At 67.5% G+C, this 11,218-nt stretch carries 11 protein-coding genes; 2 read left to right on the top strand and 9 right to left on the bottom strand.

The genetic code is table 11. The annotated features are described in order from the left end of the window. The 5 genes from ACH4TL_RS03735 to ACH4TL_RS03715 all read right to left on the bottom strand — a co-directional run. A partial coding sequence (locus ACH4TL_RS03735) for a hypothetical protein (RefSeq protein ID WP_398425141.1) occupies window positions 1–554 on the bottom strand: 554 nt, incomplete at its 3' end. A 153-nt stretch (window positions 555–707) separates the two neighbouring features. Next, window positions 708–1,220, bottom strand: coding sequence for a GNAT family N-acetyltransferase (locus ACH4TL_RS03730; protein ID WP_398312703.1), 513 nt, complete (start codon window positions 1,218–1,220; stop codon window positions 708–710). Window positions 1,221–1,327: 107 nt separating this feature from the next. Continuing rightward, window positions 1,328–1,741: a hypothetical protein gene (locus ACH4TL_RS03725; RefSeq protein ID WP_398312706.1), complete on the bottom strand. Its 414-nt coding sequence runs from the start codon at window positions 1,739–1,741 to the stop codon at window positions 1,328–1,330. Between the two features lie 59 nt (window positions 1,742–1,800). Beyond that, window positions 1,801–2,778, bottom strand: coding sequence for a radical SAM/SPASM domain-containing protein (locus ACH4TL_RS03720; protein ID WP_398312708.1), 978 nt, complete (start codon window positions 2,776–2,778; stop codon window positions 1,801–1,803). 56 nt (window positions 2,779–2,834) lie between these two features. Next, window positions 2,835–3,173 carry a hypothetical protein gene (locus ACH4TL_RS03715; RefSeq protein WP_398312711.1) on the bottom strand — a complete coding sequence of 113 codons (339 nt, stop codon included), beginning with the start codon at window positions 3,171–3,173 and terminating at the stop codon, window positions 2,835–2,837. A gap of 526 nt (window positions 3,174–3,699) precedes the next feature. Here ACH4TL_RS03715 and ACH4TL_RS03710 point away from each other — a divergent pair. Beyond that, window positions 3,700–5,145, top strand: a complete 1,446-nt coding sequence (locus tag ACH4TL_RS03710) for a transcriptional regulator (protein ID WP_398312714.1) — start codon at window positions 3,700–3,702, stop codon at window positions 5,143–5,145. 27 nt (window positions 5,146–5,172) lie between these two features. Then, window positions 5,173–5,781 carry a YdcF family protein gene (locus tag ACH4TL_RS03705; protein ID WP_398312717.1) on the top strand — a complete coding sequence of 203 codons (609 nt, stop codon included), beginning with the start codon at window positions 5,173–5,175 and terminating at the stop codon, window positions 5,779–5,781. Window positions 5,782–5,884: 103 nt separating this feature from the next. Here the strand turns inward: ACH4TL_RS03705 and ACH4TL_RS03700 are convergent, their stop codons facing one another. The 4 genes from ACH4TL_RS03700 to ACH4TL_RS03685 form a co-directional block, all read right to left on the bottom strand. Next, entirely contained in the window at window positions 5,885–6,496 is a 612-nt protein-coding gene (locus ACH4TL_RS03700) for a hypothetical protein (RefSeq protein WP_398312720.1), read from the bottom strand. A gap of 48 nt (window positions 6,497–6,544) precedes the next feature. Continuing rightward, window positions 6,545–7,873 carry a histidine--tRNA ligase gene (gene hisS / locus ACH4TL_RS03695; protein ID WP_398312723.1) on the bottom strand — a complete coding sequence of 443 codons (1,329 nt, stop codon included), beginning with the start codon at window positions 7,871–7,873 and terminating at the stop codon, window positions 6,545–6,547. A gap of 107 nt (window positions 7,874–7,980) precedes the next feature. After that, window positions 7,981–9,603 carry an amidohydrolase family protein gene (locus ACH4TL_RS03690; protein ID WP_398312726.1) on the bottom strand — a complete coding sequence of 541 codons (1,623 nt, stop codon included), beginning with the start codon at window positions 9,601–9,603 and terminating at the stop codon, window positions 7,981–7,983. A 236-nt stretch (window positions 9,604–9,839) separates the two neighbouring features. Further along, the gene (locus tag ACH4TL_RS03685) at window positions 9,840–11,129 is read right to left on the bottom strand and encodes an amino acid deaminase (RefSeq protein WP_398312729.1); all 1,290 of its coding nucleotides are present in this window, start codon (window positions 11,127–11,129) and stop codon (window positions 9,840–9,842) included. Between the last annotated feature and the right edge of the window lie 89 nt (window positions 11,130–11,218).

Raw genomic sequence — 11,218 nt, 5'->3', positions numbered from 1 at the left:
GAGCCGATGCTGTTGATGGTGGCGTTGTCGCGGGAGTCCTCGCCGTAGTTGATCTGGTCGGTGCACTTGACGCCGTCGATGTTGGGGGTGCCCTCGGTCTGGTCGCCCTGGACGGGCGGGCAGGTGCCGGTGTCGGAGCCGATGCTGTTGATGGTGGCGTTGTCGCGGGAGTCCTCGCCGTAGTTGATCTGGTCGGTGCACTTGACGCCGTCGATGTTGGGGGTGCCCTCGGACTTCTCGCTCTGGACGGGCGGGCAGGTGCCGGTGTCGGAGCCGATGCTGTTGATGGTGGCGTTGTCCCGGGGGTCGCCCGCGTAGTTGATCTGGTCGGTGCACTTCACGTCGGCCTTGTTCGGGACGCCCTTCGAGGCTTTGGCGCCATCGGCCTTGTCCGAGGAACCGGGCGTCTGGGTGGCGCTCGCCGAGGTGCGGTCCTGCGAGGAGGACGAGGCGTCCTTCTCATTGCCCTGGCAGGCCGTGAGTCCCAGCGCGGCAACGGCGATCGCCACGGCGGCTGCGGCCTTGCGGGCACGGAGGGTGGAAAGGTGCGACATGGCGTCCCCGTATCTTTCGAAGCGGTGGTTCGGGCTCGTGACAACAAGACTGTCGGCCCCCGCTGTCGAACCGCCGCCGTATCGCTAACGCCCGGCTAACGCTCCCGGACGCACCGTGTGAGTGCCTACCCGGGAAGCCAGGGCGGCGGGCCCCTATGGCCGTGAGGAGGCGGTGAAGTCGTCCCGGGCCAGGGCGTAGACGGTGCAGGGACGCCCGAGGACGGTGTCCTCGCGGAGCGGGGCGAACCCGAGACGGCGGGCGACGGCCACCGAGGCGTCGTTGCCGTGGTGGATCATGGCCGTGATCTGCTTGAGCCCCAGGGTGCCGAAGCCCCACCCGAGAACGGCCCGAGCCGCCTCCATGGCGTAACCCCTGCCCCAGTGCGCACGGGCGAAGGTCCAGCCGATCTCGGTTTCGCCGAACTCCTCCCACCAGTTGAGTCCGCTGCGCCCGATGGCCTCACCGGTGTTCCTCAGCTCGACCGCGCACAGCCCGTGTCCGCGCTGGGCCCACTGCTGCTGGATGGCCCCCAGGCGCGCTGCCGCCTGCTCGTGGTTGTAGCTGCCGACGAACCGGTTGACGTCGTCGTCCGCGTGGAGGCGCACCCACCAGTCGGTGTCGGCGTCGGTGAGCGGGCGCAGCCGAAGACGTTCCGTCTCGATCACTGCCGTCAGGTCCTCTCTCAGATGTCCGCTCGTGGCGCGGAGCCGATGAGCGTACGGCGCCGACGCGGCGCTACACCCTGAAAGCCCAAACCTGCCCCAGCGCGTACTCACTTCTCGCCCAGCATGCCCTTGAGATAGTCGGTAGCGGCAGTCAGGAACTCCTCGCGGGCCTTCTTGAAGTCGTACCAGTTCGGATCGGCGCCGCCATCCTTGTGCAGCGCCGAGGCACGCTCCACCAGGGTGCGGGCTTCCTTGACCGGGCCGACCCCCATCAGGTCGATGACGTTGAACGTAGCGCGACTGGCGAGGTACGCCGCGTCTATGGCACTCACCGCCGCCGCCTCATCAGGCTTCCCGTTCGCCGTTTTGAACCGCCCATCGCTGCGGTGCCAAGCGACCTGGGATTCAGCGTCGACAGCGTTCAGGAACTCGGCGAAGGCGTCGCGACGGGCGAGGTAGAGCGAGATCACAGAGGCATCGTGCACGGCGCTACTCCATCCGTTGAAGTCCAGCACCGCCACGCTACTCACCCAGACCTCGTCTCTGCGCCCGGAACCCACATGTTCCCCCGCTCGTGCGGTTAACAGTCGGTGCCGGACACAGCAGGATTCGCGTACCGGACGGAACGACGCGGGGACATACGGGGGATCACGCCGCTACGAGCGACGCCGTCCCCGCTGCTCGTGGGGCCGCATTCCGCATCCGGGGCGCAGGCCAGTTGAGGCGAGCATGTATCGAAAGCCGGATTGCAGTCCGGATTGCACACCGGCGTCGATCTCACGGCAGTGTGCGGGAACACCCTCTCCAGTTCGGCACGCGCCTCCTGCATCGCTTCGCCTTGGTAGATCTCCTGGAGACTCATGTCATGTACGTTCCCCAGGCTCATCCAGCGCGAGAAAACGCACGGCGTAACCTGTCCATCGGGCAGTACCGCGAACTTTCCGCGCCCACACTGTCCGCAGAGCCGTTCGAGCCTTGGGCAAGCGCCCTCCGCACCTCGTCCAAACGGTCGGATGGTGTCCGTTCGAATGTCCCGGATTCCGAGTTGCAGAAGCTCGTGATGCGCGTTCGCCTCGCGCTGTCCCTCAAGCACGTGGATCACACTTCCGCGCACCTTGATTCCGAGTTCCCGCGCCTTCTCGACGTTGGCCCGGGTGTGCGCGTGGGAGCCACGCACCTCGGTCACTTCGTCGTGGTCGGTCGCGTTGTCGCTGTAGTAGCTGAACGCGAGGCGGACACCGGGCAGTGTGAGGACTTCCCACACTTCCGGCCTGATGTGGGTCATGTTGCTGAAGACCTCGATGCGCATGTCGTAGTCGTGCGCATGGCGGATGAACGCGGGCAGGCCCGGGTGAAGGGTCGGCTCGCCACCGATGAACTGCACGTCCCGTACGCCCATGGCGTCCAGCTGATCGATGACGCGGATCCAGTCCGCGTCAGTCATGTCTCCGTGGTCACCTTGCGGCGAGGAATCGGCGTAGCAGTGACGGCAGTTCAAGTTGCAGAAACCGGTGATTTCCAACCATGCGAATTGTGGACGCAGTGGCAGGGAACGCATGTGGGCTCCAGAGGGTTTGGATTTCGGACCCGCCTGATGGGCAGCCGAGGCGGGAGTCAGGAGCGGACCCCGCCCGGCGCAAGGGGCTGGTCGGCATCGCCATCGTCATCGTGGGCGGGCAAGCGTTCACCCCGGCTCTCCGCGACGCGCAATGCGTCGCGCAGCGCTTCGCACAGCCGTTCCGCGAGGAAGCGGACTTCCCGGACGTTGGCCTTCCGTTCATTCAGCAGCGCGTGGGCGTGACCGAGGAGTTCGGCGCCCATGGACAGCTGTAACTCCTCGACCTCATCCGCCCTGCGGCTCAAGCGGCTGCTGCCGCCGTCCGTTGACAGGAAGCACGGCTTGCCTTCGGGGCTTGACCACGGCAGCAGCCGTAGGCCGTTTGTCGCGGTCACCGCGCTACCTCCCCGACCGCGTTGGACCACACACCGTGGCCACCAAGGCGGAATGGGGGGATGTACGGAGGCGCTGGGTCCGTATCCCAGAGGATCGGCACACGCTGTTCGGCCGGGACGCGCGGGAGGTGAAGAGTCGGCGTATCGCCGCACCAGAAAGGCTGCGGTCGGCGGGCCGAGGGGAGGGGAGACCTCGAAGGTGCCACGAGGACGGGACGGGTGGCGAGATACGCCGCGCTATGTCGGCCCGGACGGGAGGTGATCAGTTCGCGCAGTCTCCGCAGTACCGTTCGGGCGGTACTCTTCCGCATGTTGACGCTCCTCTTCAGCGTTGGCCATGCCCCCGGGCCGTGTGCAGCGGTCGCGGGGGTCTTGCTCGGCACGGGAATGCCGCTTCAAGAGCTTCGAGCCTGAGGGCCTGCGGCGGAACCACGAACGGGGAACCCCGCTGGTTGATTTGGGGAACCCCGTTCCGGGGCCGGGGATACTCTGAGAAGAGATCCCTGCCGTCCCTGCTAGGTGGCCCATGGACAAACGCGAGACACGACGCAGCGACTATCCACTGACGATTCCTGACGTGCTGTTGCAGAGCGAGGCCATGCGGCGCGCATGCGCCACCCGGGACTTCCGAGAGATCTTCCGCCTCGTCAACCGGCGCACCGGGGCAAGCCACGCCGCCATGGCGGCGGCCATCGGGAAAATGACCAGTTCCCGCGTGAGCGACATCATCCGAGGCGTTCGTGGCATCCGAGGGCAAGAGGTCATCGAACGTGTGGCCGATGGGTTCGGAATCCCGGGCGAGATGCTGGGCCTGCCGAGAAGGGCGTGGGAGGGTTCGCCGGAGAATATTGGCAAGGCCGGTGACGACGGCAATAGCGTCGAGAACGCGTTTGCTCCAGGAACATCAGGGCGTGGGGAGGTGGTATCTGTGGACCGCCGCGCTTTCGTCTCCGCGAGTGCCGCTGCGCTGGCGGTAGGTCCGTTGTCCGCTGCGCAGTTGGACCGGGGCCGACGCGTCGTTCAGGCTCTTGACGTGGTGGGTGGCGATAGCCCTGGCATTGTCGCGGACGGTCTCGGCGAACTTGTCCACCACTATGCCCATTCGATTTCTGCTATGCCGCCATCGGAAATCTACGACGAAATTTTGATGGTCAGGTCGTACGCAAACAGGTTTCTCGAAGTTGGCGGGGCCATGTGGCAGCGTAGGGACATAAACCTGGCCGCTGGGTGGCTGTCCTGCTTGCTCGGCATCGCGGCGTGCGACATGGGGGCTCATGCATCGGCTCATCTCTGGTGTGCTGACGCTGAGCGCCGAAGCAAAGAAGTAGGGGAACCGGATCTCGCGGGCTGGTCCATGTGGACCAGGTCCATGATTGCTTTCTATCAAGGGCGACCGCATCAGTCGATGGTGCTTGCTTCGCAGGGCCAGGCGGTCACCTTGATGGGTACCGCTGTTCACGCCAAGCTCGCTGCACAAGAGATGCGGACAGCCGGAATGGTCGGCGATGCTGAAGGGATGGAAAAATCCTGGCGGTATGCCACGAAAGCAATGAAGAACATTCCCTCCGACGCAAAGGCGGCCGGAGTGTTCTCGATCCCTCCGGCGGAAGATCCGCCATACACGGCAACCTCCCTGATGTTGCTGGGGCGCTTCCGGGAAGCTGTGGCGTCCACGAATCGGGTAATTGAAACGCACTACCCTGGTGTGCGCCCGCGCGGTGAACTTCCTTCCGGGTATGCTCGCGCTCTCCTTGTTCTGGCCCTTGCTCAGGCCGGAAGCGGGCACCTTGATGAGGCTGTTTCAGCTGCGCACGCTGCCCTCGCGGACGACCGGCCCGCATGGCCGACCGTGGTTATTGCCGGGAAATTCAACCAGGTCCTCCAGCGAGATTTTGCTGACGCTCGACAGGCTGCCGAATACCTTTCTCGTTTTCGAGAGGTCTCCAGTCACCTCATGATTCACGGCGACTGACTGGCAAAACACTTCAAGGGGGCGCGAATGAACAGCGAAGATCTGGACCTCGGTCAGATTGGTGAAATCACGAAATTCGTGGACATCGAGGCGCCGCCGCCGAAGGAGTTGCCGACTGCTCATTTCGTCTTCGGAACCAATCAGGCTAAGCCTATTGAGGTCGCAGCCGAACGATATCATCATGGTCTGGCTCCGCTCATTATTGCGACTGGCGGTGTCAACCGCCACAACGGCATTGTGGAGGGCCGTGAAATCCGCAGGCTCCTCCTTGAGTGCGGCGTTCCCGGTGCCGCCATCCGTTGTGAGGATCGATCTGTTAACACGTGGCAGAACGTAGAATTCGCTCTTCCGTACTTGCGTGAAGCTCTGGAATCCGGATTAAGGATTACGGCCATCGGTAAGTGGTATCACCGTCGCACGCTTCATTCCCTCGCAACTCTACTCCCTGCGATCGGCCCCTTTTATGCCGTCTCTTGGGAGCCCGTGTACACGGGCAGACTTGTCACCCGATCCGATTGGCCAGCCATCCCGGAGGGTAAACGGAAAGTTATCCGTGAATGGGAAGAAGTGTCCCGCCGAGTGGGCGATGGAAGTTTCCGCGAAGCACATCGGCTTGATGGTGCATGGCGCTGCTGAATTTCAGGACAACCAATGTAGCCGGTGCCCCTGCCCGTCGCGCCGGACGGGTAGGGGTGAAGTTGGTTGTCGGCGGACTGGGGGCTCACCGTGCCTTGAGCGATTACTTGGCGAGGTACAGCAGCGCCGTGATCGTCTTCTTGCATACGTCGCAGTGCATCGGCGCCTCGATGCTGGCGAGGTCGCACTCGATGGACGTGATGCGGTCCACCACACCGGTGGTGACCTCGTGGAGCCACGCCTCGTGCCACCGCTGGGTGTTCTCCTGGAGCCGCGAGACGTATCCCCGCGTCATGTCGTAGAACGCCCGGACGCCGTGCTCCTTCATATAGCCCCAGTTGAACTCAAGGCTGCGGAGCACGACGGGGAACGGGTGGAGGGCCTGAGTCCGGCCCCATGTCTCCAGTACGTCCTGGACGTCCAGCTTCTTGGCTCGCTCGTCCAGGACCTGCCACATCCCGGAGGCGTCATAGTCGCTGAGGACCTGGTCCAGGATGCCCGCGCACCGCTGGAGGTTCGCTTCCTTCGCCTGGAAGACGCGCATGACCGCTGCGCGTGTCCCGTCCGCAGGCTCCTTGCGTGCCTTGGTGATGGCTCGGGTCAGTTCGGTGCTGAGGGCTGCCTCGTCGCACAGGGAGTCCCCGAAGCTGAGCCAGGGGTCCGGGAACCCTCGCTCGGCAGTGGTCTGGAAGATCCGATCGCCTTGCGTTCCCATCCGCTTCCTCCTTGGAGCAAGTCGGCAGCGGAACGGGTCCGCTGCGCCTCAACTGGATGGAGCGCACCGCCGTGAGAGTTCTGCGGTGGCGTGATCGAGTGGGACCTGAACCTGTTCGCCGCTGTCCATGTCCCGAAGGGTGACCGTTCCGGCTTCGCGTTCGGCCGCCCCGTAGATCAGGCAGAAGCGGGCTCCTTGATCACTGGCCCACTTCATCTGCTTGGCGAACTTCCCACTGGATCCGAGATAGATACCTGTGCGGATTCCCGCGCGGCGAATATCGGCCGCCAGGCGGAAGCTGTCGGCGGACTGCTCCTCGCCCATGACGGTGACGGCCACGTCGATCTGCGAATAGGCGGCGTCGTCCTCCTGCGAGAGCAGGGGCAGGATGCGTTCAATGCCCAGTGAGCCGCCGCACGCGGGGGAGTCCTTTCCGCCGAGTCGGCCGATCAGCCCGTCGTACCGGCCTCCGGAAGCGATCGATCCGGGCATGCCGGGGGCGGCTACCTCGAAGATGATCCCGGTGTAGTAGTCGAGTCCGCGTACGAGGTTTGGCGTGAAGCCGATGCGCTCGGCAGGGATCGTGTCCTTGGTAAGGTCCAGCAGCCGGTCTACCTCGGCCAGTCCGGCCTGGCCGGTGTCACTGGACTTCAACTGATCCCTGACGCGTTCGACCGCGTTCGGTGCGGTGAGGTCATCGACCAAGCCTTGCGCTACCTCCTGCGAGAGGCCACGGCCGGACACCAGCTCGGTCACGACCGCCTCCGGCGCGAGCTTGTCGAGCTTGTCGAGCGTGATCAGAGCACCGGAGCCAAGGTCGTCCGGAACGCCGTACGCCTCCAGCAGGCCGAACAGCGCGTGGCGGGAGTTCACCAGGAAGCGGAACTCGGGGACTCCGAGTGCTTCCAGGGCATCGTGCAGTGCGAGAACGACCTCGGCGTCCGACAGGGGCGAGGAGGAGCCCACGATGTCCAGGTCGCACTGGACGAACTCGCGGAAGCGCCCCTTGCCGGGCCGGTCGGCTCGCCATACGGGGGCGATGGCGTACCGCTTGTATGGCGACGGGAGCTGGCTGCCGTATGCCGCTGCGGCACGGGCGAGCGGAACGGTCAGGTCGTAGCGGAGTGCTAGGTCGGCCTCGCCGGTGGCCTCGTGCTCGCCGCGCCGGAGGATCTTGAAGATCAGCTTGTCCCCCTCGTCCCCGTACTTCCCGGTGAGGACGTCCAGCCGCTCGAACGCGGGCGTCTGGAGCGGCTGGAAGCCGTACCGGGCAAACACCGTCCGGATGGTCGCGAAAGCGCGCTCGCGCCTCTCGTACTCGGCGGCAAGGAAATCGCGGGTCCCGGACGCGGGGTCGAACTGTTTCATGGAGGCCATGCGGCCATAGTTCCGGAAGCCAACGCCCCTGAGCAAAACGCGACGTGACGGTCACTCACCCAGTCGGGCGATCACGACGAGCTGCCGGATCGAGTTCTCGGCAAGCGTCAATGACTGCGGGGGCTGACGCGGCGTACCGCACGCCCCGCCAGGGTGTCCGTGCGGCGGCCGTCCTCGATGACGAAGCGGCCGTCGATGAGGACGTGGGGGATGCCCACCGGCAGCGTGCGGGGGGTCTCGAAGGTGGAGCCCGCCGCGACCGTGTCCGGGTCGAAGAGGACGAGGTCGGCGCGGTAGCCCTCGTGGATCCGGCCCCGGTCGGGGAGACGGAGGCGGGACGCGGGGCGGCCGGTGAGGTGGGCGACGCACTCCTCCAGGGACAGGACGCCCAGTTCGCGGACGTAGCGGCCCAGGTACTGGGGGAAGGTGCCGTACGCCCGGGGGTGGGGCTTCGCGCCGTGCAGGATGCCGTCGCTGCCGCCCGTGTGGACGGGGTGCCGCATGATCGCCCGGACGTTCTCCTCGTGGCCCACGTGCTGGAGGATCGTGGGCCCGAGCCGGTCGTCCAGGAGCAGGCGGCGGGCGGTGGTCCAGGGGGCATCGCCGCGTTCGCGGGCGCTCGCGGCGACCGTCTTGCCGATGTATCCGGTGAGGGAGGGGGCGTTCACGCCGGAGATCTCGATCGCGTCCCAGTCGATCGGCACGCCGTGGCAGCCGTCCGCCCCCTCCACCTCCACGACGTGCCGGATGCGCTCGGCCGTCGCGTCGTCGCGCAGCCGCGCGAGGATCGCCTCGGGGCCGCCCTCGGCGGCCCAGCTGGGCAGCATCGCGGCGAGGGTGGTGCAGCCGGGGAGGTAGGGGTAGGTGTCGAGGGTGATGTCGGCGCCGTCGGCGAGCGCGGTGTCGAGCAGGGCGAGGAGTTCGGGGGCGCGGCCCTTGTTGACGCCGAAGTTCATGGTGGCGTGGGCGAGGTGGAGGGCGCAGCCCGCCTCGCGGGTGAGGGCCACCATCTCCTCGTACGCGCGCAGGGCGCCCGCCCCGTACGAGCGGTGGTGCGGGCAGTAGTAGCCGTCGTAGGCCGCCACGACCCGGCACAGCTCGGTGAGTTCGGAGTCGGTGGCGTACATGCCGGGGGTGTAGGTGAGCCCGGAGGACAGGCCGACGGCGCCTTCCGCCAGGCCCTCGGCCACCAGTTGCTTCATGTGGGCGACCTCGGCGGGCGTCGCGTCGCGGTCCTCCCAGCCGAGGGCGAGCATGCGGACGGTGCCCTGCGGGATGAGGTACGCGGCGTTGACGGCGATGCCCCGGCCGTCGAAGCCGTGGTCTAGCCGGTCCAGGTACTCGCCGACGGTGCGCCAGGTGAAGTCGATGTCGGAGCCGTCACCGTTCCAGCCGGTGATGGCGGTACGGATCTGGGCGAGCGTGCGGTCGTCGACGGGGGCGTACGACAGGCCGTCCTGGCCGATGACCTCAAGCGTGACGCCCTGGGCGGCCTTCGCCGAGTGGTCGGGGTCGCGGAGCAGCGCGAGGTCGCTGTGCGCGTGCATGTCGATGAAGCCGGGGGAGAGGGCGAGGCCGTCGGCATCCACGACGCGGCGCGCGGTCGGCCGCGCGCCGCCGCCCTCGCGGACGACGGCGGCGATGCGGCCGCCGTCCACGGCCACGTCGGCCCGGTAGGCGGCACCGCCGGTGCCGTCGATGACGCGCGCGTCGCGGATGACGAGGTCCATGGGGCCCCTTGCCTCTCTCACAGTGGGTGCTGCCGGTCGCGCCGGTGCGGCGCACTGTCCGTTCCCCGCCCACCCGCCCTTGGTTCCTGGGGAACCCTGCGGGTTCCCCAGGCCCCTGGCCCGGCGACCGACCGTCGCGGCGGCCCGGGGCCGGGCCGCCGGGCGCCGGAAGGCGGGACGCCGCCCCACCGAGGCGGGGTTCCGGGGCGCAGCCCCGGGAAGGGCGGGTGGGTGGGCTAGAAGAACGTGCGGATGTAGTCCGTGACCGTTCCGTCCGCCTCCGCCAGCGGGATCATCTGCCACTTGTCGAAGATGGTGCAGGGGTGGGAGAGGCCGAGAGCCACCCAGTCGCCGACCTCCAGCTCCGCGCCCTCCGCGACCGTGACCCAGGCGTGCTGGTCGGAGAGGGAGGTGACGACGAGGCCGTGGGCGGGGCGGACGGAGCCGTCGCGGGCGGAGCGGACGAGCTGGGGTTCGGGCAGGTGGAGGTCGTACGCGGCGTCCCGCTTGCCCGCGTTGAGGAATGCCTGGCCGGGTTCGGGGCGGGAGACGACCTGGGCCCACAGTCGGAAGGCGGGCTGGAGGTCGCCCTCCTCCGGGACGCGGTTGAACGGGGTGATGTGCCGGTAGTGGCCGTCGTCGTGGGAGACGTACGCGCCCGAGCGCAGCAGCTTCAGCACGGGCCGGGAGAGCGCGGGCAGCTCGGCGAAGACGTCGGCGACCGCGTCGAACCACGCGCTGCCGCCCGCGCTGACGACCACCTCGTCCACGCCGTCGAAGCGGCCCGCGGCGTCGAAGTCGGCGGCGAGCGTGGTGAGGCGGCGCAGCCAGGCCCGTACTCGTTCGCCGTCGGCCTGTCGCACCTCGCCCTCGTAGCCCGCGACGCCGACGAGCCGCAGCGTCCCGGTGGCGGCCACCGCGTCGGCGACCGCGGCGCACTCGGCCTCGTCGCGGACCCCGGTGCGCGCGCCCTCGCCCGCGCCCAGCTCGACCACGACGTCGACGGGCCGCCGCGCCCCGGCCTCGCGCAGGGCGGCGTCCATCAGCTCGACGCCGCGCACCGAGTCGACGTAACAGACGAAGCGGAAGTCGGGGTCGGCGTCGAGCTCGGCGGCGAGCCAGTGCAGGCCGGCGGCGTCCACGACCTCGTTGGCGAGGAAGATCCGCTGGATGCCGAAGGTCCGGTAGATCCGCACATGGGAGGGGACGGCGGCGGTGATGCCCCAGGCGCCGTGGGCGAGCTGGCGCTCGAAGAGCTGCGGGGCCATGGAGGTCTTGCCGTGCGGGGCGAAGGCCAGGCCGTGGGTGGCGGAATAGCGCTCCATGGCGAGCAGGTTGTGCTCCAGGGCCTCGGCCGACAGCGCGAGCAAGGGGGTGGTGAAGCCGCCGGTGAACAGGGAGCGCCGCTCGGCGGCCAGCTCGCCGACCGTACGGCCGTCGGCGTCCGGCGGCAGCCCCTTGAAGCGGTGGTCGACACGCTCCTGGGCGAGCCGGGCGACGGCCTGATCACGGTGGTCGGTGGCCATGGAGGAGCCTCCATAGAAATTCTGGTTGCATTCTCTGCAACGTTCATTGCGTATAACGCTTAGCGCTGTTTAACATCCCGCCAAGCACC

Source organism: Streptomyces sp. NPDC021115 (genome assembly GCF_044333065.1).
Taxonomy (GTDB): Bacteria; Actinomycetota; Actinomycetes; order Streptomycetales; family Streptomycetaceae; genus Streptomyces.
This window is presented reverse-complemented; position numbering and strand designations above follow the sequence as displayed.